Origin of the sequence: Streptococcus sp. FSL W8-0197, assembly GCF_037963785.1 — a bacterium.
GTDB classification, from domain to species: domain Bacteria; phylum Bacillota; class Bacilli; order Lactobacillales; family Streptococcaceae; genus Streptococcus; species Streptococcus oralis_CQ.
Genome location: NZ_CP150168.1, coordinates 385,203 through 409,532, shown reverse-complemented (window position 1 = coordinate 409,532; position 24,330 = coordinate 385,203). Strand labels below are relative to the sequence as shown.

The 24,330-nt window shown below is 41.5% G+C and carries 18 protein-coding genes; 7 read left to right on the top strand and 11 right to left on the bottom strand.

Translation table 11 applies throughout. The features are described from left to right. Nucleotides 1-313: 313 nt before the first annotated feature. The 5 genes from glnA to NYE79_RS02135 all read right to left on the bottom strand — a co-directional run bounded on the left by glnA (nt 314) and on the right by NYE79_RS02135 (nt 8,804). The gene (glnA, locus tag NYE79_RS02155; RefSeq protein ID WP_001122883.1) at nt 314-1,660 is read right to left on the bottom strand and encodes a type I glutamate--ammonia ligase; all 1,347 of its coding nucleotides are present in this window, start codon (nt 1,658-1,660) and stop codon (nt 314-316) included. 38 nt (nt 1,661-1,698) lie between these two features. Further along, nucleotides 1,699-2,055: a transcriptional repressor GlnR gene (gene glnR, locus NYE79_RS02150; protein ID WP_000664333.1), complete on the bottom strand. Its 357-nt coding sequence runs from the start codon at nt 2,053-2,055 to the stop codon at nt 1,699-1,701. 76 nt (nt 2,056-2,131) lie between these two features. Next, the gene (locus NYE79_RS02145) at nt 2,132-2,659 is read right to left on the bottom strand and encodes an aromatic acid exporter family protein (RefSeq protein WP_000119887.1); all 528 of its coding nucleotides are present in this window, start codon (nt 2,657-2,659) and stop codon (nt 2,132-2,134) included. Nucleotides 2,660-2,800: 141 nt separating this feature from the next. Further along, complete coding sequence (locus tag NYE79_RS02140) at nt 2,801-7,435, bottom strand: antigen I/II family LPXTG-anchored adhesin (RefSeq protein WP_339293753.1); 4,635 nt, start codon at nt 7,433-7,435, stop codon at nt 2,801-2,803. A gap of 169 nt (nt 7,436-7,604) precedes the next feature. Next, entirely contained in the window at nt 7,605-8,804 is a 1,200-nt protein-coding gene (locus NYE79_RS02135; protein WP_049501507.1) for a phosphoglycerate kinase, read from the bottom strand. A gap of 353 nt (nt 8,805-9,157) precedes the next feature. Here NYE79_RS02135 and NYE79_RS02130 point away from each other — a divergent pair, with 353 nt between their 5' ends. Both NYE79_RS02130 and NYE79_RS02125 read left to right on the top strand, forming a co-directional pair. Then, nucleotides 9,158-10,084, top strand: a complete 927-nt coding sequence (locus NYE79_RS02130; RefSeq protein ID WP_049550429.1) for a YafY family protein — start codon at nt 9,158-9,160, stop codon at nt 10,082-10,084. 84 nt (nt 10,085-10,168) lie between these two features. Then, the gene (locus tag NYE79_RS02125) at nt 10,169-10,537 is read left to right on the top strand and encodes a nuclear transport factor 2 family protein (RefSeq protein WP_049485034.1); all 369 of its coding nucleotides are present in this window, start codon (nt 10,169-10,171) and stop codon (nt 10,535-10,537) included. 118 nt (nt 10,538-10,655) lie between these two features. Here NYE79_RS02125 and NYE79_RS02120 read toward each other — a convergent pair whose 3' ends face one another. Next, nucleotides 10,656-15,380, bottom strand: coding sequence for a bacterial Ig-like domain-containing protein (locus NYE79_RS02120; RefSeq protein WP_216728894.1), 4,725 nt, complete (start codon nt 15,378-15,380; stop codon nt 10,656-10,658). A gap of 332 nt (nt 15,381-15,712) precedes the next feature. Here NYE79_RS02120 and NYE79_RS02115 point away from each other — a divergent pair, with 332 nt between their 5' ends. Next, nucleotides 15,713-17,344 (top strand): Na/Pi cotransporter family protein, encoded by a 1,632-nt coding sequence (locus NYE79_RS02115; protein ID WP_084944032.1) that lies wholly within the window; start codon nt 15,713-15,715, stop codon nt 17,342-17,344. Between the two features lie 95 nt (nt 17,345-17,439). Here NYE79_RS02115 and NYE79_RS02110 read toward each other — a convergent pair whose 3' ends face one another. Continuing rightward, a complete protein-coding gene (locus NYE79_RS02110; RefSeq protein WP_000840143.1) occupies nt 17,440-17,736 on the bottom strand; it encodes a bacteriocin immunity protein in 297 nt (98 codons plus the stop codon). A 20-nt stretch (nt 17,737-17,756) separates the two neighbouring features. Beyond that, complete coding sequence (gene pepA, locus NYE79_RS02105) at nt 17,757-18,821, bottom strand: glutamyl aminopeptidase (RefSeq protein WP_049478828.1); 1,065 nt, start codon at nt 18,819-18,821, stop codon at nt 17,757-17,759. Between the two features lie 247 nt (nt 18,822-19,068). Here pepA and NYE79_RS02100 point away from each other — a divergent pair, with 247 nt between their 5' ends. From NYE79_RS02100 to NYE79_RS02085, 4 genes are all read left to right on the top strand, one after another. Then, nucleotides 19,069-20,013, top strand: coding sequence for an iron chelate uptake ABC transporter family permease subunit (locus tag NYE79_RS02100; protein ID WP_339293860.1), 945 nt, complete (start codon nt 19,069-19,071; stop codon nt 20,011-20,013). Next, nucleotides 20,003-20,959: an iron chelate uptake ABC transporter family permease subunit gene (locus NYE79_RS02095; RefSeq protein WP_339293752.1), complete on the top strand. Its 957-nt coding sequence runs from the start codon at nt 20,003-20,005 to the stop codon at nt 20,957-20,959. The genes NYE79_RS02100 and NYE79_RS02095 overlap by 11 nt, the downstream gene beginning before the upstream one ends. Then, entirely contained in the window at nt 20,956-21,708 is a 753-nt protein-coding gene (locus NYE79_RS02090; RefSeq protein ID WP_049519848.1) for an ABC transporter ATP-binding protein, read from the top strand. Before NYE79_RS02095 ends, NYE79_RS02090 begins: the two co-directional genes overlap by 4 nt. Nucleotides 21,709-21,806: 98 nt before the next feature. Next, complete coding sequence (locus NYE79_RS02085; protein ID WP_339293751.1) at nt 21,807-22,778, top strand: siderophore ABC transporter substrate-binding protein; 972 nt, start codon at nt 21,807-21,809, stop codon at nt 22,776-22,778. Nucleotides 22,779-22,809: 31 nt separating this feature from the next. Here NYE79_RS02085 and yidD read toward each other — a convergent pair whose 3' ends face one another. The 3 genes from yidD to scpB are packed head-to-tail and all read right to left on the bottom strand — an operon-like array spanning nt 22,810 to nt 24,330. Then, complete coding sequence (gene yidD, locus NYE79_RS02080) at nt 22,810-23,052, bottom strand: membrane protein insertion efficiency factor YidD (protein ID WP_000821619.1); 243 nt, start codon at nt 23,050-23,052, stop codon at nt 22,810-22,812. Further along, the gene (locus tag NYE79_RS02075; protein WP_216728897.1) at nt 23,052-23,774 is read right to left on the bottom strand and encodes a pseudouridine synthase; all 723 of its coding nucleotides are present in this window, start codon (nt 23,772-23,774) and stop codon (nt 23,052-23,054) included. The genes yidD and NYE79_RS02075 overlap by 1 nt, the downstream gene beginning before the upstream one ends. Further along, nucleotides 23,761-24,330 carry an SMC-Scp complex subunit ScpB gene (gene scpB, locus NYE79_RS02070; protein ID WP_000105285.1) on the bottom strand — a complete coding sequence of 190 codons (570 nt, stop codon included), beginning with the start codon at nt 24,328-24,330 and terminating at the stop codon, nt 23,761-23,763. Before scpB ends, NYE79_RS02075 begins: the two co-directional genes overlap by 14 nt.

Below are 24,330 nucleotides of genomic sequence, written 5' to 3'. Positions count from 1 at the left end.
CCGAAACTCATCCATTCCAAAAAACATTTTATCATTTACTAATTAGTATTTCAAGAAATATGTTGTCAAAATGTAAACTTTTTTCTTTCCCTTGCAAACCCTGCTATACTAAAGCATTAAATAGGTATAATGAAAATGCTCGTATGTTATTTTCTAAGTATTTTCAGAATATTATTTCTTTTTAATGCATAATCAACTTTTTCTTATTTCCTATTTTTCTATATAATAACTATACTAAAAATAGCAACAAAATCCATTTAAAAATTTGCAAAAATAAAAAAGATTATCCAATTAGATAATCTTTTTTATGTTCTTAATACAAATCAAGATAATTATCAACTTCCCATTGTGAAACAAAGGTTGCATAGCTGGCCCACTCGATACGTTTCGCTTCAAGGAAGCTAGTGTAGATGTGTTCACCTAGGGCTGCCTTGACCACGTCATCCTCAGTCAAAGCTTTCAAAGCGTTGTGAAGAGTTGATGGAAGATCAGTGATTCCAGCTTCCTTACGCTCTTCTGCTGTCATGATGTAGATATTCTCTTCGATAGGAGCTGGTGCTTCGATTTTGTTTTCAATACCATGCAAACCAACTTCCAAAAGAACCGCCATAGCGATGTATGGGTTTGCCATTGGGTCCACTGAACGCAACTCAAGACGAGTTCCCATACCACGTGAAGCCGGCACGCGCACAAGTGGCGAACGGTTACGACCAGCCCAAGCAATGTAAACAGGTGCTTCATAACCTGGAACCAAACGTTTGTATGAGTTAACTGTTGGGTTCATGATAGCAGTATAGTTGTAAGCATGCTTGATCAAACCGCCAAGGAAATGGTAGGCCGTTTCAGACAACTGCATTCCTTTTGGATCATTTGGATCAAAGAAGGCATTGTTTCCTTCTGCATCAAACAAGGACATATTACAGTGCATACCTGATCCAGCAATACCAAATTTTGGTTTTGCCATAAAGGTTGCGTACAAACCGTGTTTACGAGCAATGGTTTTTACTACGAGCTTAAAGATTTGAATCTTGTCACAGGCACGAAGGACTTCATCATACTTGAAGTCAATTTCATGTTGTCCAACCGCAACCTCGTGGTGACTCGCTTCTACTTCAAATCCCATTTTGGTCAAGACATTCACGATTTCACGACGTGTATTGTCCGCAAGGTCAGTAGGCGCCAAATCAAAGTAGCCACCCTTGTCATTCACTTCAAGTGTTGGGTCGCCATTTTCATCCAACTTAAATAGGAAGAATTCTGGCTCTGGACCAAGGTTGAAGGATTTGAATCCTACTTCTTCCATATGACGAAGTGCACGCTTCAGATTACCACGTGGGTCACCTGCAAAGGGTTCGCCTTCTGTTGTATAGACATCACAGATCAAACCTGCAACACTTCCATTTTCATCTCCCCAAGGGAAGACTGTCCATGTATCCAAGTCTGGGTACAAGTACATATCTGACTCATTAATACGTACAAAACCTTCAATAGAAGATCCATCAAACATGGCTTTATTTGACAAGACCTTATCTAACTGTTCATCTGTAGCAGGAATTTCGACGTTTTTCATCGTCCCCAGGATATCTGAAAACATGAGACGAATAAAGGTAACATTTTTTTCCTTGACTTCACGACGAATATCTGCAGCTGTGATTGGCATGGGTTTTCTCCTTAATATATATGACTACTTGCGATTGCCTAACCGCGACCAAAGGGTGACCGTACTGAAGCAAAGCGCCCCTGCTGGAGGAGTTCATTGTGAAGTGCGCGACGCACTTCCGTCTGACTCACGGCTTTCTTGGACTTCGCCTCGCGTTCAGCATATTTTTTCTTAATCGCAGCAATATTATGACCTTCAGAGATATAATCTTTGATTTCAAGCAGACGATCCATGTCATTCAACGAATACATGCGACGGTTCCCTTCGTTTCGATCAGGTTTGATCAACTCTTGATCTTCATAATAACGAATCTGACGCGCTGAGAGATCGGTCAATTTCATAACACTGCCGATAGGAAAAACAGCCATATTTCGGCGAAATTCTCTTTCCTTCATTTACAATTTCCTTCTTCCTGTCTATTATAGTCTAAAAAAAGACATACGTCAACGAATAATGTCATAAAATGTAACATTATTTTCTTTTTTTCTCCCAAAAGAGTTTCAGTTGCTCAATATCATAATTTACAAGGATTGCGACAAAAACTCCCATAAATGTTTCAAATACACGTGCAAACACGTACAAAAATGTTTCTCCGCTCGGTATTGATAGGGTAATGATCAACATAGCCGCTACACCACCGATAACTCCTGCCTTGTTGTTCATGGCGACATTTGTCATAATGGTTAACATGGTGCAAATCGGAACAACTAGTAAAGTTACCCAAAAGGCTCCATGAAATAAAGTGTTTAAGAGGAAAAAGACAAGGGCGTAAAAACCGCCAATACTATTTCCTAAGATACGCGAAGTTCCAAAATGGACGCTCTTATCAAAGCTCTCTCGTAAACTGAAGACTGCTGTCAATGCTCCGATTTGAAGCCCCTTCCAGCCAAAAAAACCAAAAATCAAGAGAACTATAAATACGGCAATCCCTGTTTTGAAGGTTCGCATACCAAGCTTGAACTGTGACTTATCAAATTTATATTTTTTAAAATAACTCATAATCTCAACTTTCTACTACCATTTTAACATAAATTAGTTGATTTTATGAGTGAAAATCAATAGGAAGCGTTTTTAATTTAGGGGTACAAAAAAGAGGAAACAGAGTTCCTCTTTTCTATTTAAATTCAGAGCTTAGTTGCTTTAATCTTCTTTACGTTTCAACTGACCAAGTCCTAAAACTCCTACTAAAGCTGCTAGACCAAGATATGGCATGTAGCTTGAATCATTTGTACCTGTTTGAGGTAGAGTAGGATTCCCTTTTGGATTTGGAGTAGGAGTTGTTGGCTCCTCTGGTTTCTTAGGTTCTGGCGTTGTCGTGCGAACTGTATTTGAAGCATAAGCAACTTTGTTCACAGTATTTACATAGGTATTTTCAAAGGTTCCGACAGCAATTCGTTTCATTTGAATATAAGTCTCAGCCTGGAATGGAGAATCCAACTGAATCTCTTGAAGGAATTCTTCCTTGAAGCGAATTGTAATCATTCCCTTATCTTGATTATGTTCAACCTGTGTTTCAGCTGTTAAGTCTGTCCCTGCCTTAATAACACGACCGTCTTTCAATCGGATATCAACCTTGGCAAGAACTTTATAGTTTCCAGTGTATTGATCACCTTTTTGGTCATAATCATCTACAAAACTATAGTCATTCAAGTCCTCAGAATGATTTTGTGGAATCAAACCACCGATTAAACGATAATTGAAGAACTGGTTCAACGGAATTGTTTGGCCATCAATATTGTCACTGCTTGGATCCATACTGATTGTCACATCTTTTTTCGGTGTGATTTTCGGTACGTTGTTGACAACTACTTCTGTAGCATAGCCATTTCCAAAATCAATTTGGTAGGCTTTGTTTTCATACTTACCACCCGTTTGACCAAATTCAGGTTTAACTGTCATCGGATCTGTGATTAGCAATGATTTTCCTGCTGCTACATAGTTCTTGTAGAATTCAGCTGGATTATCAGCTGAGAAGAGTTGGAAAGCACCTTTAACAGTGATGTTTGCTTTCTTCAACAGATCTTGAACCTTCTTAGGCGCAGCTTCTAAACTATCAAATTGTTGAACACTGACACCTGGTACAAGATTGCCCTCTAGATCACGAATCTTAACCAATTCTGGTTGAAGGGTTAAGGCTTCTTCTGGATAATCATCCACATAGTAGAAACCATTTTGAATCGCTTCTTTAGAAGATTTATCTCCCTTGTATTGGTCCAAATCCCATGTGAGTTCATAGTAGTTCGTTGAACCAGCTAGAACTTCTTTGCCATCAATATTCACACCTTGCTTGTTCTTGTTAACTTTCAAAGGCTTGATGTAGTTGTTATTTGGATTGTCAGGATCATTTGGTTTACCTGGAGTCGTTACACGAACAATGTTTGACTTGACACCGTAGGCATCGTTGACTGTCAATGTAAAGTTATTCGTATAAGTCGCCCCATCATTCAAGACACGACCAACAACAGTTGGATATAGAGTCTCAAAGGACTTTGTCAAATCTGCATTGAAAGCTGCCAAGGTCTCCTCAGTAGCCTTAAAGGTTACAGTGTGACTAGCTTTATCATAGCTTGTTTCAAAACCTTTGCTTGCAGCCTTGGTTGTTTCCAAATCAAACTGATAGCCAGTTGGAAGTGGATCTACCAATACAAACGAAGTTGTTTTTGGACGACCAGCTGTCAACGCTTCTGTTTTCAACTCAAACTTCACTACAGACTGCTTAGCAACTAGAGTACGGTCGATATCTACTCCATCCTCATTTTTAATTTCTTTATTAATCTGAGGTTGTGCAAATAGACGATTGTAATGGAAGTGAACTGTTGGCACCGCTGGTGGTGTTGGCAAGTGCTTAGGAGTTGGTGCTAGCGGCGGAGTTGGCAATGGATCATAATTTGGCTCTTCTGGTTTTGATGGCTCTGGTTGATCTGGAGTTTTTACCGGTGGAGTTGGCTCATTTTCATAGCTTGGTGCTACTGGAGCTGGTTCCAATGGTTTCTCTGTCTCATATGTTGGCTCTTCTGGTTTTGATGGCTCCGGTTGATCTGGAGTTTTTACTGGTGGAGTTGGCTCATTTTCATAGTTTGGTGCTACTGGAGCTGGTTCCAATGGTTTCTCTGTCTCATATGTTGGCTCTTCTGGTTTTGATGGCTCCGGTTGATCTGGAGTTTTTACCGGTGGAGTTGGCTCATTTTCGTAGTTTGGTACTACTGGAGCTGGTTCCAGTGGTTTCTCTACTTCATAAGTAGGAGCTTGTGGTGCAGTTGGTTCTACTGGCGGAGTTGGTTTTTCTAATGTGATGGTTGGCAAATTAGTTGCTCGAACATTTCCGTTAATCGCAAACCAAATATTTGGCTTTTTGGGAGATAATTTCTCTGCTCTACGTGGATCATTCGCTGCAGGCTGTCCCAACACTTCTGAAGACGAAATTGTTCCGATAGTCATACTATTTGAAGGACCTGAGATTTCCACTGCTCCCGCACCATACCAAGAGTTTGGTGCATCTGCATTATCCCAACCAGAATCTGGTTGACTATTCTTATACATGGTGAAGCGGGAACCACCAACTCCTTTTTTGAAGTTTTCAGATTCTGTCGCATAAATTTGGCCGTTCTTTTCACCAACTGAAGAACCCGAAATTTTGATGAAATTCCCAGTATAATCTTTAGCCATCTCGATTGAGTTTGCTTCGCGGTTAAGAGACGCTACAGACATCAAGGCCTTGTCAAAATTAATAATTTGACCATCTTCATCATAGAATTGAAACTCAGTCTTAACGAAGAGAGAGGTAGCATCTTCTGTATTACCAGTATAAGCCGAAGCGAAAACCCCCATCGTTGGGTCTTTAAAAATTCCCAACCAAGCCTTATCATTGCGGAACTTGGAACTAGGATCAAGAGTATAAGTATAGACGATTTTAGAAACTTTTTTCCCTTGATAGTAAGTCCCCTGAAGATTCGTATAAGTTGCTGTTGCAGACTGACCTCGTTTCAGCAGGACTGAAGACCATTCAGTTGGTCCCTTACCACTTGTTACATTTGAATTGTACTCAGAATACTTACCGACTGTACCAAAGCTTTCCTGTTTGTTTGTCTGGTAGTTAGCATTTTGAATGTCTGTTACTTTAAAGTTATCCAACTGGAAGAGTTTATTGGCAAATTCTGCAGTATTCTTCACAGCTGCTTCCATGCCAGTATAGCTAACAAATTCACCAGTTGTAGTCAATGAAAGTTCAGCATTAGGCTCCGATTTGAAAATCAAACTTTGAGCACTTGGGCGACTCAAGTTTCCATCTTCATTCTTCTTTGATTCTGCTAAAGCCATAGCTGCCTTAATTTTAGCCTGCTCATCTTTATAAGCCTGCAACTTAGCCGGATACTCAGCCAACTCTTTCTTATATTTGGCAAGATCAGCTTCATATTTAGCTAATTTTGCTTCATAGTCAGTTTTAGCCGCGGCATTCCGTTGCTTGATTTCTTCGTTTTCAGCTTGGAGCGCTGCATTTTTAGCTGTGTTTTCTTCAACAGCCTTCTCATAAGCTGCTTTAGCATCAGCATTTGCCTTTTGAACACGAGCTAGTTCTGTCTGATAAGCCGCTAACTTAGTTTGGTAGTCTGTTTCGTTAGCTGCATTCGCTTGTTTGACTGCTGCCAAGTCTTTTTCGTATTGTGCTATTTTAGCCTCATAAGTTGCCTTGGCTGTTTCATTTCGTTGTTTAATAGCTTCATTTTCAGCTTGGATAGCATTGTTTTTAGCTGTGTTTTCTTCAACAGCCTTTTCATAGGCTATTTTTGCATCAGAATTAGCCTTTTGAACACGTGCCAATTCTGTTTGATAAGCTGCTAATTTAGCTTGATAATCAGCATCATTATCCTCTTTAGCTTTCTTAATAGCTGCAAGGTCTGCTTCATACTGCTTCATCGCTGCTTCATAATTCGCTTTTGCAGTTTCATTACGCTGTTTAATCGCTTCATTTTCAGCTTTAAGCGCTTCGTTTTTAGCTGTATTTTCTTTTACTGCTTTATCATAAGCCTCTTTAGCTTCAGCATTAGCTTTTTGTACTCGAGCTAATTCTGTCTGGTAAGCTGAAAGTTTATTTTGATAATCCTGTTGACTATCTTCATTTGCTTTTTTGACAGTTGCTAAATCTTTTTGATATTGTGCTAGCTTAGCCTCATATTCTGCTTTAGCTGTTGCATTAGCAGTGTTGATTTTTTCAACTTCTTCTTGATGACTTTTTAGATCTTTTTGGTACTTGTCATCCGCTGCTTTGTTTTCAGCATTGATTTTATCTGTTTCAGCCTGATGAGCTGCGACTTCTTTTTTATATGCTTCAGTTGTTGTCTTTACTTCTTCAGCCTGTTTAGCATAGTCGCTTTTAATCTCATCTTGTTTTTGAGCATTCTCTGTAGCAGTTGTGGCTGTTCCTTTGTCTTTTGTTTCATCTTGAACTACCTTAACTCCTGCAGATTTTGCATCAGCAACTGCTTTATCCAAATCAGCTGATGATACTTCTACTGGCAAAGCTGAGTCTTTAGAACCAGCCTTAGCTTGGCTTGCTTTGGCAACTTGGCTCATTTCACCCTGAGCTTCAGGTAGATTTGTGGCTGGGTTCCCTGTAGTAGCTACCTCAACTGTACTTGTACTAGTTGTCTCTGTAACTTCATCAGCAAATACTGCTTTGTCTGCAAAAGCAATCAAAGCAGTTCCTAAAACAGCACCACACAACGTTTTCGCAACTTTGCTTTTACGAAATCCATAGACTTCTTTTTTATTTTTCATTATAATCCTTTTCCTTATCTAAATTTAGTCGTTACTTCTTATACTAGCACTTTACAAGGCAGGATGCAAATATTTACTCTTTTTTCTTTTTATTTATAGAAAAATTTCACCTATTTATAAATTAAATTAAAAAGAAGATGGTCACACCATCTTCTTTTAGTTAAACTATTTATTTTTCAGTCAAAGCTGCCAATCCTGGAAGAACTTTACCTTCAAGGAGTTCCATTGATGCTCCACCACCTGTAGAGATCCATGAGAACTTGTCTGCACGTCCAAGGTTGATGGCTGCAGCAGCTGAGTCACCACCACCGATGATTGATTTAACACCTGGTTGTTTCACGATAGCATCCATGACACCGATTGTACCAGCTTGGAAGTCAGGGTTTTCAAATACACCCATAGGTCCATTCCATACAACTGTTTTCGCACCAGTCAAAGCTTCATCAAACTTAGCGATAGATTTAGGACCGATATCCAAACCAAGGAAACCTGGGTCTACTGCTTCACCTTCAGTGTCTTTCACTTCAGTGTAGTCAGCAAATGCGTTCGCTTCTTTTGAGTCAACTGGCAAGATCAATTTGCCGTTTGCTTTTTCAAGAAGAGCTTTAGCGATATCCAATTTGTCTTCTTCTACAAGTGAGTTACCGATTTCGATACCTTGTGCTTTGTAGAATGTGTAAGTCATCCCACCACCGATAAGAACTTTATCAGCTTTTTCAAGCAAGTTTTCGATAACACCGATCTTGTCTGAAACTTTTGAACCACCAAGGATAGCCACGAATGGACGTTCTGGAGCTTCAACAGCTTCTTGGATATAGGCAATTTCGTTTTCAAGAAGGAAACCAGCAACTGCTTTTTCAACGTTTGCCGAGATACCAACGTTAGATGCGTGTGCACGGTGAGCTGTACCGAATGCATCGTTTACGAAGATACCATCTCCAAGTGATGCCCAGTATTTACCAAGTTCAGGATCGTTTTTAGATTCTTTCTTGCCGTCAACATCTTCGAAACGAGTGTTTTCAACCAAGAGAACTTGTCCATCTTCAAGAGCGTTAACAGCGGCTTCCAATTCAGCACCACGTGTAACACCTGGGATAAATTTAACTTCTTGTCCCAATTTAGCAGCCAAGTCAGCAGCTACAGGAGCAAGTGATTTACCTTCTTTGTCTGCTTCTTCTTTTACACGTCCAAGGTGAGAGAAGAGGATTGCACGTCCACCTTGTTCAAGGATGTACTTGATAGTTGGAAGAGCTGCAGTGATACGGTTGTCATTGGTAATCACGCCATCTTTAACAGGTACGTTGAAGTCAACACGAACGAGAACTTTTTTCCCTTTCAAGTCAACGTCTTTAACAGTCAATTTTGCCATTAGATATGACTCCTTCTTTTTTTATACGTGTTAATTATATCACAAAATCAGCAAAAGAGATAGAAAAACCCTAAACTTTTCTTGTTCTTTCTTCTATTTATTAACCTAAAAACCTAGGATTGCAGTTCGGAAAATAGCAATCTTCACATAATTCGGTTGGAAAAATTTAGGCAAATTTCTTGATTGCTCTGCCTAATTACTTCTATACCATTCTTTTTCCAACATTTTAATCCTTAATATTCTAAACTATACGGTCCTTCTTTTTGAATTGCTAGGTTTCTTATTGTACAATATAACTGAAATAGTTTCTTTTAGTTTGTGCTATTTGAAATTAAAAAAGAGGATTTACTACAATGAAATTAGAAAGACTAATCTATATTTTACTGTCTCTTTTAAATAAGAAGAGAATAACAGCTAAAGAGATTGCAGAGAGGTTTGAAATATCTAGTCGAACAGTATACAGAGACATGGATACGCTTAGTTTAGCGGGGATTCCAATCTATTCGGAACGTGGAGATAAGGGAGGTTTCTATATACCAAGCGACTATAAGATAGACAGAAACTTTTTCACTGAGGAAGAGAGACAGTTTATTATTAATATGAGCCAGAATGTTAGTAAAATCGTTGGTCATTCAAGTCTTGACAGTATCGAACACAAGCTGTCTTCTCAAGAAATTACAAGAGTAAACAGTCCTTTTTACTTTGATCTCAGTTCCTGGACTCTTAATACAAATTATTTACTAGAAATTGAGGAAGCGATACAAACTGAACAGATGATTTCTTTTTCTTACTATTCGAAAAAACAAGAGAAAAGTCAGCGAACAGTTATTCCATACAGATTGATCTATAAACTGAATGCTTGGTATGTTATCGGTTACTGCTTAGAAAAATTAGATTTTCGTATTTTTAAATTAACTCGAATTCGTGAACTAGAACTAGTGGAGATAAAAGATAAACCATTCGATTATCCACGTTTATCTCAAGAAAAGTTAGAGCTTTTTTTAAATCCCCCAAAACATAAAGTGGAGGGGCAAAGAGAAGAAATTGAACTAGTTTTTACAAGATTTGCACTTCCAAAAATCTACGATCACTTCACGGAAGAAGAAATCAGAGTCGAGGACGAAATAATAAAAGTTCAGGCATTTAGAGCTTTAACTCCCTCGTTTTTTGATTTACTATTAAGCTTTGGTTATCAAGTAAAGGTCGTATCTCCAAGTCACTTACAAAATCTACTGGTCAGTACTCTCAAAAAAAATCTTCAGCAATATGACAACCTGTAGTCATATTTCCTTTTGTATACTCTTAAGTGGGCAAAATATTTCGTGATATTCATCATAGCCCAATTATTTTACAGGAGGTTCCAAATGGATACAAAAACACTTGCAGAAAGCTATTTTACGGCAGTAAATGAGGGAGGCTGGGAAGATTTCGTAGCTGAAAACTTTGACTATGGCATGTGCGATAGTATAGAAATTCGACAAGGACGTGATGTTTATTTGCAAGGTGCAGGCCAATTCTATGCTTTAAGCCAGCATCTTGAAGTGAAGCAATTACTTGTTGATGGTCGAACAGTCTCAGCTTTAAACCGCTACCATCTACATTCTCCTCAAGGAAAAGAACTCGAACTGGATGTCGCAGAATTTCTGAAATTCGATGAATTTGATAAATTAGTTGCATCCAATATCTATTTCGACACTTATCGTTTCCAAAAATTTATCCAAGGAATTGAATAACAAAAATCTAGCTTCAAATTTACTCTTCAATTTCAAAACTAAAAACAAGGCCTGACTAATCTACAGTTAAACCTTGTTTTTTTATTTTTATGAGAAAATCCAAGATTCGTAAATCTGATTAGTCTTCTCTCTTCTTTCCAGCAAGCAAGCCGTAGCCACTCATTAGTCCGAGGAGTCCTAGCGCTACTAGACTAGCATCTCTTGTCGCTCCCGTATTTGGGAGCTCTCTATTTGTTTCTTCAACTTTTGCTGGTGTTGCTGAGAGCGCTTGATCCCTTGTTTGTGAGACTTGCTCTTCTTTCGTTCCAACTTCAACAATTTCTGGAAGGGCTTCCTTGAGAACCTCAGTAGAATGAAGGGTGCGTTTGCCCTGACCATCAACTTCTACAAAGCGACGAACTTGGCCTTCAACTCCTGCTTGAACTAGCTGGCGTTGTCCTTTGAGAAGGGCTGCATTTGGTCGTTCCTGACGTTCGAAGGAAACTGTCCCCTCTTCAATTTCCAGTTTCGGAGTTTCTAGAACTAAATCTTTCACACCTTCAGCTGGTTGGTTGCTTGATAGAACTTTTGTTCCAACTTCGGTGATTTCTGGGATTGCTTCCTTGACTACCTCAGTCGAACGAAGAGTGCGTTTGCCTTGGGTATCTACTGCTACAAAGTGGCGAACTTGGCCTTCAACTCCAGCTTGCACAACACGGCGTTGTCCTTTGAGAAGGGCTGCGTTTGGTCGCTCCTGACGTTCAAAGGCTGTTGTTTCAGTTTCAATAACTAGTTCAGGGAGGGCCTCAACCGTTGGGGCCACTTCATTTGGATCCACGCTTCCAACATGATGACTTTCTTCTGCAGGAGCTAGTTTCTTATTTAGCTTTTCTTTCATTTCCGCAAAAGCTTGTGGAGTTGGCATTTCTGAAGCCAACAAGGTTTCTGCTTGGGCAATCAACTCAGCTTGGGAATCTTTTTCACGGACAGATTCGAGCAAACCTTCCAATTCTTCTCTAGCAGTCTGATAACGTTGATTTCCATCCAAGGCTGTCCCTGCTTGTTTCAACTCATTCAAAGCCCGATTGACTTCTTCTTGGCTAGCATTATGGTTTTCTGCTACAGCTTTCGCTGCATTGAGCTTCTCTACTAGTGCTGCTTGTTTGTCCTCGCTTGAGAAGGTGTAGCCAAGGGTTGACTGGCGACCTTGGGCAGCAGTGATTTCTTGTTTGAGGTACTCATCGTTGACAGCTGCTTTTGGAGAAACCAAGACATCGAACTCAGCAGTGTGTCCCTTGTAATGCAAGGTCAAGGTTTGTCGTCCAGTCTTCTGAGCATCATAGCCCGTGATTTCAACACCTTGGTCCGTAAAGGCATGACTTTCTTCCGTCTCATCATCATAGAGAACACCGAAGCGACCTTCTGCAAGATCCAGTTGATCTCCTACTAGATAGTCTGTTTTTGGTTTCTTAGTAATATACAAGCCCGCTACTTCTTTTGGTTTTCCTTCATCTTGTCCTGTCACTTGTACCTTCAAGTCACCAGTAACTGGAAGTCCAAGGTAGCTGACTGTGAGCTTTTGTTCCCCTTTTTGATGAGCATCGTATCCAGATACCGTCACACCTGAGTGAGTAAGGTTAATCAGTTCATCAGCTTCGCCACCTTCATATTGAACACGGAGTGTTCCGCCTCTGAGGTCAAGTTTTTCTCCCTCTTTGTAAACTGTCTTCTTAGGTCCTTTTTCGAGACTAACTGCAGCAATTTTTCTTTCATCCTGTGGAATCGCTACAGCCAAGGTGTTACTGATTTCTTTGCCAGGTAGTTGAGTACGATAGTAGAGGAGAGTTGGTTGCTTGTCAAAGCCCAATGGTGCTGTTGCCAAGTCGCCTCCAGTATCAGACTTCAAAGTTGCAATCGGTGTTTGTGAATCTGCCTTGTCGTAAACGGTGATAGTTGCACCCGCTGGAACATCAGAGAAGCCTAGTTGAACTTGATGGTTTCCAAGTGAACGGGCAGCCACCTTAGCCATTGGAATATTTTGACTTTCTGTGTCCAGGGTTTCATACATCTTCCAGTTGTAGATACGAATGGCCTTCCAAGGTGTTCCGTTATCTGAAGTGATAACTTTTAGACGCCAGTCTTGAGCGGTGATTGGTTTGTCAAGAGTGATATCTGTCACGTGTGCTTTGTTGCCACGAACTTCCTTAGCTAGTTTCCACTCGCCATCTGTATCCTTGTAGTAAAGATCAAAGTCCTTGGTGTTCATCAAACCGTCGTTTACGGATTCTCCACCAGCTCCTGCATGATCCATGACCCATCTAACAACGGTACGTGGCTTGGTCAAGCGAATATCCACACTACCGCTCAACTGAGCTGAAGACCACTTATCTGACAAGCTAGTAATGGTACCGTTCAGCATACCTTCAATACCTTCTCCACCTTCAGTATTTGGGAAAGTGCTACCAATAACCGTTGCCCCTGGAACAATATTTTCAGCCAAAGGTCTTGGGAGAGTTGTATCCTGAACTGTCATCCCCCAGTTAAAGGATGCCGTCGCAGCTTCGGAACGGAGGCCATTTTTACCAACTGCAACGACTTTCAGTTCCTGAGTCCTACCAGTCGCATTAGCAGAACGGCTAACTTTTGGCAAGTAGATGGTTGAAGCAGATGATCCTGTCAACAAACGCCAGTTATCTCCATCTTTTTCGTAGACTTCATAGAAATCTGCATCTTGGTTACCAGCAAATTGGACCACTGCTTCAGCTTCTTGGGCATTCTTGAGAGATTGTTTCACTACAGAAAGGCCTGTAGGCGCTTGTGGTGCTTGGTGATTATCCGAAATTGTTAATTGTCCTAGGTTGAACTGATAATCTTTTACAGCCCCTTCATGTTCGAAGAAGAGTTTGACTGCATAGATTGTTTTACCTGCTAGTGAGCTAAGGTCAAATTCTTCATTCTTCCAGTTATCAGAAAGTGTTAGCTCTTTCCATGCGGCTGCATCCTCAAATTTGTAGTCTGGTGTTGTAGAGAAGGCCATATAAACTTTAGAGCCTTTTCCTCCCTTGTGGGCAACACGAAGTTTGGTGTTTTCAGTTACTTCTAGTTTGGTAGAATACAAATTCACATCCTGGTCCGTCTTACCAGCTACATCACCTGAGAATTTAAGGGAGTTACCTCCATTATAGGCATCTGTAAAGTCATATTCTGCACGAAGTTTTTCCCCCGTTGAAGTCTGCCACCAGCGCCATGTTGGCAAGACACCAGAAACAGAACGGTAGTTCCACTCAGAATCCTTAGAAACTTTACCGTCTACAAACCATTTTCTACCATGACCTGTATTAAAGGAGGTCGTGAAGGTTCGGCCAACTGCTGGTGTGCGGTCAGCAACTAAATTGGCTATCCCATACCACTCTTTATCTGCTGGTTTTTGAGCCGTTGGATCTCCTTGGTAGCCTGTGAAGAAGATATCTTCATTCTTGTGGTAGTCTTCGCCTGTTTTTCCTAGACTGGTAATCGTATCTGGTGCAAAAAGTCCAAGTGACAAACGCAACTTGCCTTTTTCATCTAAGAGGGCATCCCATTTGACTTTGGTCTTATAAGAACCACCTTGTTGCAATTCCAAGCCTGCAAAGACATCATATTGACTACGCTCTAGCCATTTGGCCATCTCTACGGAGTGGTCATTCTTTTCCTTGTTCCAGTTGAAATTGGCAAAAAATTGATCTGCAGGAACCTTGTCACCTTCTTTTTGCATGAACTGATAGTTGTATTCACCAAGGCCATCTTCGTGGTAACGACCATATTTGTAGGTCATGGCATCGTACCAAGCATACTTGATTGGATGGTTGACCTTAGCTGCATATTCCTTTGTATAGAGCATGAATTGGCGCATTTTTTCACCCAGAGGTGCCACCAATTCACCTGTTGTTTCTTGGTTAATGAAGTAGCCATCAAAGCCATAATACTTAGCGAGATCAACGAGTTTCCGTGCGATAGGGAAGGTGCCATCTGCGTCTTGTTTCAAGGCAGCTGCAAATTTCTCTTGGTCGGCAATGCTATTTGACCAGTTGAAAAAGAGTGTTCCATAAACGGGAACTCCGTTGCGGTGACCGGCATCAATGACATCTGGAGTTGGAACTAGACCTTCCCAGAAGACCATTGAATCCAAGTATTGCCAGTAATCAAAGGCGTAAGCCTTGAATTCTTCTCCACCAACAGAAGCATGGTCTTTAGCCTTTGAGTTGGTATTTGCTAGCGCCTGAACCTTGGCTCTTCTGCTTGCTTTTTCGTTAACCAACTGACCTCTATGGCGCTTGGCGAGTTCAACTGAGGAACGATTGATGGGATCATCCTCGCGCGCACCTGGTTCCCATTTCAACAAATCATCCCAAGTATCAAATTTGATTTCTTTTGGTCGGAGACTCTTTTCTTCATTTTTAGGAACGTCTGCTAGAATCGGTTTGTCGGCTTTCTTCTCAGCCACTTGAGGAGTTTCCTCTGGTTTGACTTCTTCTTTTTCAGTTGGTTGAGCAGGTTTTTCAGCTTTATCTGCCGGAGCGGGTTTTACCTCTTCTTTTTCATTGACCAAATCGGCTATTGCTGGAGTGTTTTCTGAAATTGGTTGCTCAGCTACTTTGTTCTCTGTTTCCGATAATTGTTTTTCGATAGCTGCAGTATCTGGATTAGCTGTTTCACTAGCGCTTGTAGCTTGGGCGCTCGTATTTGCAGCTGTTTCAGGGGCTGCGACTTGTTCGGCAAGAGCTGGACTTGCGAATAGAGCTGAACCAATCATCAAGGAACAAGCCCCGATTGACAGCTTACGAATACTGTAACGGCAACGTTTTTCAAAAAATAGATTTTTCATCTTATCCTCCTAATAAAATATAAAGTAAGCGCTTTACTTTTTGATAAAAAGTAACTGTTCTCAGTGTACGACACCAGAACAGGATCATCTTCATTTTATCCTATATGAAAGCGATGTCAATCTATTTAACATAAAAACTATAACTAGGATAATAATCAGTAAAATTTGGACACAATCCTATAAATCATCTATCTTAAAGGGAAACTATCTCTCATTTTAAAAGAAAGTTCTTGTTTCTTATGGAAATTTCAGCTAAACACTTGTGAGATTTACTTTTATCCTTTAAAATAGAATAGGAGAAATTCCGTTATTATTTTTCGGAGGAAAAAGAAATGTCCATTAATTGGCAGGAAATTTTATTTCACTTTTTAGGTGGTCTGGGACTATTTTTATATAGTATCAAGACCATGGGAGACGGTTTGCAACAAGCTGCTGGAGATCGCCTTCGTTTTTACATTGACAAATATACTAGCAATCCCTTCTTCGGTGTGCTGGTTGGTATCGGTATGACGGCGCTGATTCAATCAAGTTCTGGTGTTACAGTCATTACAGTGGGACTTGTCAGTGCAGGACTTTTGACCTTGCGTCAGGCTATCGGTATTGTCATGGGTGCCAATATTGGAACCACCGTTACATCCTTTATCATCGGTTTTAAGCTAGGAGATTACGCCTTACCTATGCTCTTTATCGGAGCGGTTTGTCTCTTCTTCACCAAGAATCGCTCCATCAATAACATCGGACGGATTATCTTTGGTGTAGGAGGTATCTTCTTCGCTCTCAATCTTATGAGCGGTGCAATGGAACCCCTAAAAGACCTGCAAGTCTTTAGAGACTACATGGTTGAACTAAGTAAGAGTCCTATTCTAGGTGTCTTTGTCGGAACTGGACTGACCCTACTCATTCAAGCTTCATCCGCAACTATCGGTATCTTACAGAACTTATACGCAAGTGGTTTGATTGACCTGCAAGGTGCTCTACCGGTCTTGTTTGGTGATAATATCGGAACGACCATTACAGCCATCATTGCTTCTCTTGGAGCCAATATCGCTGCCAAACGTGTTGCTGGTGCCCACGTTGCCTTTAACGTGATTGGTACGGTTATCTGTATTGTCCTCCTTGTTCCTTTCACTGGCTTGATTCAATGGTTTGAATCTGCACTCAATCTAGCTCCAGAAATGACCATCGCCTTTGCACACGGGACCTTTAATATTACAAATACCATTATCCAGTTCCCATTCATCGGTGCCTTAGCTTACCTTGTGACCAAGATCATTCCTGGTGAAGATGAAGTTGTTAAATACGAGGCTCTCTACTTGGATGAACAACTCATCAAACAGGCGCCTTCTATCGCTCTAGGAAATGCTAAAAAAGAACTTTTGCACTTAGGGAACTATGCAGCCAAAGCTTTTGACCTTTCTTATACCTATATCATCAGTTTGGATGAAAAGGTAGCTGAAAAAGGGCACAAGACAGAGGAAGCCATCAACACCATCGATGAAAAACTCACTCGTTACCTCATCAGACTCTCAAGCGAATCCTTGAGTCAAAAGGAAAGTGAAATTTTAACCAATATTCTTGACTCATCACGTGATTTGGAACGGATTGGAGACCACGCAGAAGGGTTAATCAACCTAACAGACTATCTCCAACGCAAGAATGTTCAGTTCTCTGAGGCCGCTTTGAAAGAGCTAGCTGAGATTTATCACGCTACCACTGAGTTCATCAAGGATGCCCTTGATAGTGTGGAAAACAATGATATTGAAAAAGCTCAGAGTCTGATTGAACGCCATAAAGAAATCAACAATATGGAACGCGTTCTCAGAAAGACCCACATCAAACGCCTTAACAAAGGTGAGTGTTCTACACAAGCCGGAGTCAACTTTATCGACATCATTTCCCACTACACTCGTGTATCTGACCACGCCATGAACCTTGCTGAAAAGGTCATCGCTGAACAAATTTAATTGGTAAGAATCCACCTTAATTTAGGTGGTTTTTTGTCTCCTCATCAAGAATTTCTTTTCTGACATATAAAAAAATGCTTTGATTCACAATGGAATCAAAGCATTTTAAAGAGTTCTCCAAACATGATAGCAGAAACTGCAGTGCCTCTATACTTGGCTTCTTCTCTTTTGATAAAGCGCGCCAAGTTGATCAATTCAGGTGCTGGGTGTTTGGGATTGATGAGCAATTCACGATTGACAAGTCCTGAGAGACGGACTGCTAGTAATTGCTCATTTGTAGTGGGTAGTTTTTTAGCAGTCTCTAGGAGAGCAGCAACTAAATCTTCACTCAAACCCTGACGAGCATGGTTGTAGAGATCTCTTATAAGGCTTTCTAGGTTTGGTTCTGCCATCCCGACCACCTCCCTTATGCTTAATAATGTTTAATCAAATCAACCGTTGAACGGTCCAATTTTTTCACCAAGGCTTGCAAAAAAGCTTGAGCTTCTAGGAAGTCATCCATCGCGTAGAGAGTTTGGTGAGAATGGATATAACGAGCGCAGACACCGATAGTTGTAGATGGGACACCACCATTTTTCAGATGAGCTGCGCCAGCGTCTGTTCCGCCTTTACCACAGTAGTATTGGTACTTGATACCAGCTTCTTCAGCTGTTGTCAAAAGGAAATCCTTCATACCTGGGAGAAGCAAGTGACCTGGATCATAGAAACGAATCAAGGTTCCGTCCCCAATCTTACCTTGGCCACCATAAACATCACCAGCAGGTGAACAGTCAACTGCCAGAAAGACTTCTGGGTCAAACTTGGTTGTGGAAGTATGAGCACCACGCAGACCAACCTCTTCTTGGACGTTAGAGCCAAGATAGAGTTCATTTCCCAGTTTTTGACCTGATAAAGCTTCAGCTAGCTCGCTTACCATGAGGACACCGTAGCGATTATCCCAAGCTTTTGAGATGATATTTTTTTCATTGGCTGTTAAGATCGCTGAGCTATCTGGAACGATGGTGTCACCCGGACGGATACCAAAACTTTCTGCCTCAGCCTTGTCCGCAAACCCACCATCAAAAACGATATCGGCAATGGCTGGCATGGTTGGTCCACCCTTTCCACGAGTCAAATGTGGAGGAACAGATCCTGAGATCACAGGAATTTCACGACCGTCACGCGTAAAAAGTTTAAAGCGTTGACTGCTAACCACCATAGGGTTCCAGCCACCGATTTCAACCACACGGAAAGTACCGTCTGGCTTAATCTCGCTGACCATAAAACCAACTTCATCCATGTGAGAAGCGACCAAGACACGCGGTGCATCCGTAGCTTCTGAATGCTTGATACCGAAAATACCACCTAAGCCATCTGTCACTACTTCATCCACATGTGGTGTTAACTTCTCACGAAGATAAGTCCGGACAGGCGCTTCGTGGCCTGAGATCGCAGCAAGCTCTGTTACTTCTTTGATTTTTGAAAATAATGTTGTCATATCAGTTCCTTCTTTCTGTCCTCCATTTTACCACTTTTTATAGGAGAAGGATAGTAGGAAATTGGATTAGTTTTTACTAGTTTATCCTATAAAATAGAGGGATAGATATTATTTCAGAAATTTTTCTTTCTTTTTACATTAAATTGTCAGAAAATTTATTGACAGATTAAAAAAATCGTGTTACATTATCTCCAAGGGTATTTTTATACCAAATCTACATGAAAGGACGGGGCATGAAACTCTCCATATTTTAACAGGCTTACTTCTACTCCTGGTCTTTCTCTCCATTACCATTGGAACCAGTGATTTTTCTTGGGAAAAATTCTTTGCTTTTGACCAACAGACTTGGCTTCTCTTTCAAGAGTCGCGTCTTCCAAGAACCATCAGTATTCTCCTTGCAGCCTCTAGCATGAGCATGGCAGGACTCCTCATGCAGACCATTACTCAAAATCAATTTGCTGCTCCGAGTACAGTCGGAACGACAGAAGCTGCCAAACTGGGAATGGTGTTAAGCCTCTTTGTCTTTCCGTCTGCGAGTCTGACCCAAAAGATGATCTTTGCTTTTGGCTCTTCCATCTTATTTACTCTCTTCTTCCTAGCCTTTATGACTATTTTTTCTGTAAAGGAAAGGTGGATGTTGCCCTTAATCGGGATCATCTATAGTGGAATTATCGGTTCTATCACAGAAGTTATCGCCTATCGTTTCAATCTGGTTCAGAGTATGACGGCTTGGACCCAGGGTTCCTTCTCCATGATTCAGACCCATCAGTATGAGTGGCTCTTCTTAGGCCTCATTATCCTGATAGCCGTTTGGAAATTATCCCAAACCTTTACCATCATGAATCTGGGTAAGGAAACCAGTGAGAGTTTGGGAATTTCTTACTCCCTACTTGAAAAGCTGGCCCTATTTCTAGTGGCGCTAACGACAAGTGTCACCATGATTACCGTGGGTGCCTTGCCATTTCTCGGGGTCATCGTTCCCAATCTTGTCCGCAAGCGCTATGGAGATAATCTGAGCCAAACTAAACTCATGGTCGCTCTGGTCGGAGCCAATATGGTTCTGGCCTGCGACATCCTCTCTCGAGTCTTGATTCGGCCCTATGAGCTGTCTGTCAGTCTCCTACTAGGAATCATCGGTAGCCTCGTCTTTATCCTACTTCTCTGGAGAGGGGGACAAAAGGATGCAGTTTAAAAGCAAACATACCAAACTCTTCAGCCTTCTCATTATTCTGGCCATCGGAGCTTGTCTCCTCTACTTTTGGCCTATCACTAACCTGTCTGTCTTTGCCTGGAAGCTGCGTTCCCAAAAAATCATCGTTTATCTCTTGGTAGCCATCGCGACAGGGATTTCGACCATTAGTTTTCAAACCCTGACGGAAAATCGCTTTCTGACGCCAAGTATTTTGGGAATCGAATCCTTCTATGTCCTGCTACAGACCCTGCTACTGATATTTGAAAGCAAATTTCTACAGCTTGGAAAGTCTCCTATCTTAGAATTTCTAGTCTTGCTTCTGCTTCAATCCCTCTTTTTTCTCGCCTTACAAGGCTACTTGAAGACGCTGATGAAGCAAAATTTGGTTTTCATTCTGCTAATCTGTCTAGCGCTCGGAAGTCTCTTTCGAAATATCAGTACCTTCCTCCAAGTCCTGATGGATCCAAATGAATACGATAAACTGCAGAACAGTCTCTTTGCCTCCTTTCAGCATCTCAACACTTCCATCCTAGCCATCGGTTCTCTGATCATCCTTGCCTTGACAATCTTTTTCTTTCGAAAAGCAGTCGTTCTGGATGTCTTGCACCTGCAAAGAGAAACGGCTCAGATACTGGGACTCGATGTTGAAAAAGAACAGAGAGAACTCCTCTGGGGCATCGTGCTTTTGACCTCAACAGCGACTGCCTTGGTAGGACCTATGGCCTTCTTCGGCTTTATGCTAGCCAATCTTACCTACCTAATCGTCAAAGATTATCGGCACAAGTTGCTCTTTATCGTAGCCATTCTGATTGGATTTATTAGTTTGACCTTGGGGCAAGCCCTCATCGAACGAGTCTTTGCACTGGAAATTCGCATCAGCATGATCATCGAGAGTGTGGGTGGTCTCTTATTCTTTATCTTACTTTACAGGAGGGCCCGTCGGTGAAATTGGAAAACATTGACAAATCCATTCAAAAACAGGATATTTTGCAGGATATTTCGCTTGAAGTCAGTCCTCAGAAACTGACAGCCTTTATTGGTCCAAATGGTGCTGGAAAATCAACTCTTCTCTCCATCATGAGCAGACTGACCAAGAAAGATCAGGGAATTCTCAGTATCAAAGGGCGTGAAATCGAGAGTTGGAATTCGCAAGAACTGGCCAAAGAACTCACCATCCTAAAGCAGAAGATCAATTACCAAGCCAAATTGACTGTAGAAGAATTGGTCAGCTTTGGACGTTTTCCCTACAGCCGTGGTCGACTGAGGGCAGAAGACTGGGGAAAAATCCGAGAAACTCTGGACTATCTGGAACTGACAAACTTAAAAGACCGCTACATCGATAGTCTGTCTGGCGGACAGCTCCAACGTGTCTTTATCGCCATGGTACTAGCCCAGGATACAGACTTTATCTTGCTGGACGAACCACTAAATAATCTCGATATCAAGCAAAGTGTCAGCATGATGCAGATCCTTCGGCGACTGGTGGAGGAACTTGGCAAAACCATTATCATCGTCCTCCACGATATCAACATGGCTAGCCAGTATGCGGATGAAATTGTTGCCTTTAAAGACGGTCAAGTCTTTTGCAAGGGAACGACTGCTCAAATCATGCAGGCTGACCTGCTCAGTCAACTTTATGAGATTCCCATCACACTGGCTGATATCAATGGCAAAAAGATCTGTATCTATAGCTAGCTATTCTGAACTCATGTTAGAGAACCCTCTGTCTCTTAGCTAACAAACCTATTTAAGAGACCCCCTACATCGTTACTATATTTTAAAAAGGAGAAATCATGAAAACATCCCTTAAACTTTATCTCACTGCCCTAGCGGCTAGCTTCTTGCTCTTACTTGGTGCATGTAGTACAAATACAAATTCAAGCAATAGCCAGACAGAGACAAGTAGCTCTGCTCCAACAGAGATAACCATTAAAAGTTCACTAGATGAGGTCAAACTTTCAAAGGTTCCTGAAAAGATTGTGACCTTTGACCTCGGTGCTGCGGATACTATTCGCGCTTTAGGTTTTGAAAAGAATATCGTCGGAATGCCTACAAAAACTGTTCCGACTTACCTAAAAGATCTTACAGGAAATGTCAACAATGTGGGTTCCATGGTTGAGCCAGACCTAGAAGCCATTGCTGCTCTTGAGCCGGATTTGATTATCGCTTCTCCACGTACCCAAAAATTCGTAGACAAGTTCAAAGAAATTGCTCCAACCGTTCTCTTCCAAGCAAGTAAGGACGACTACTGGACTTCTACCAAGACCAACATCGAATCCCTTGCAAGCGCCTTTGGTGAAACAGGCACTCAGAAAGCCAAAGAAGAATTGGCAAACCTGGATAAGAGTATCCAAGAAGTCGCTACTAAAAACGAAAGTTCTGACAAAAAAGCCCTTGCTATCCTCCTCAATGAAGGAAAAATGGCTGCCTTTGGTGCCCAATCTCGTTTCTCTTTCTTGTACCAAACTTTGAAATTCAAGCCAACTGACACCAAATTTGAAGACTCTCGCCATGGCCAGGAAGTCAGCTTTGAAAGTGTCAAAGAAATCAATCCTGACATCCTCTTTGTCATCAACCGCACCCTTGCCATTGGTGGGGACAACTCTAGCAACGATGGCGTCCTAGAAAATGCCCTCATCGCTGAAACTCCTGCCGCTAAAAATGGTAAAATTATCCAACTAACACCAGACCTCTGGTATCTAAGTGGCGGCGGTCTTGAATCAACTAAACTCATGATTGAAGACGCTCAAAAAGCTTTGAAATAAGCAAGAAAACCCAACATCACCTGATGTTGGGTTATTTTTTTTCTTGATTTCGTCTGAGGGAAAAGTGGTCTGGGACGGGATCTTTTCCTATTGGCGACCAAGGATGGCATCGGAAAATTCGAGCCAAGCCCATCAGAACACCCTTGAAGCCATGTTTTTCAATAGCCTGAATCATGTAGTTGGAACAAGTCGGCTCAAAGCGACAAGAAGGTGGAAAGGCTGGGGAGATAAAACGTTGGTAAAAGCGTACTGGCGCTATTAAGATGCGTTTCATTATTTCTTGGTTACAGCCATAGTGTGTAGTTGGCTGATTTCTTTTTTATTAAGGCGACGGGATTCTCCTGGACGAAGACCTGTCAAGTCTAGGTGTCCAAAACGTGTCCGAGACAACTTATCCACTTGAAGACCGACAGCTTCAAACATCTTTTTAACCTGATGGTTACGTCCTTCATGGATGGTCAACTGTACCACAGAGCGATTTTTAACTGGATCCACTTTGAGAATTTCATAAACAGCTGGCTTGGTTTTCTTGCCATCAATCTCAAGACCGCGGGTCAAGGGGCGGAGATTGTCCTTATTAGCCACACCTTTAACACGCGCGACATAGACCTTGTCAATCTCATTACGGGGGTGAATCATTTCATCTGTAAAGTCCCCATCATTGGTCAAAATCAAGACACCTGATGTATCCCAGTCCAAACGTCCCACAGGGTAAATGCGTTCTTTGACATTAGGCAAGAGATCCACAACAGTCTTGCGGCCCTTATCATCTGTCACACTGGAAATCACTCCGCGTGGTTTATTGAGCAAGTAGTAGACCTTTTCTTCGTTGTAGATAGGCTGGCCTTCAACTTCAACCTTATCACCAGCCTTGATAGTCGTTGCGAGTTCACGTACCTCTTGGCCGTTGACGGTTACCAAGCCTTGCTTGATCAACTCTTCTGCTTTTCTCCTACTGGCCACACCTGCGTGGGCAATATATTTATTGATTCTCATCTTCTTCTATCCTTTCACCAAATAATTGGCTTTCTTGAGCTTGAATCTCAAGCTCATCAATCACTGGCAGTTCTTCCAAATGGTTAATCCCCATGTAATCTAGGAAATAATCCGTAGTCACATAGAGATTAGGGCGGCCCAAAACTTCTTTTTTCCCATCTTCTCTTATCAATTCAAAAGCTTGTAGCTTAGCTAGAGCTCCACTAGAATTGACCCCACGAATAGCATCAATCTCAATTCGGGTAATCGGTTGCTTGTAGGCAATGATGGACAAGGTCTCAAGGGCAGCCCGAGACAAGCTCTGGTTGATGGGTGCCTTGGAGTATTCCTTCAAAATCGCTGCAAATTGAGGCTTGGTGACCAATCTGTATGCACCACCTGTCTCGATCAGGGACAAGCTCGAATCTTGGTCTTTTTCATACTTCTGGGCTAATTTTTCTAAACTCTGTTGGATGCCTGTCGGTGGCAGAGAGAGGAGTTCAGCCAACTGACGGACCCGAATCCCATCTTCACCTGCTACAAACAAGAGCGCTTCTATTTCTGCTAAAGTACTCAT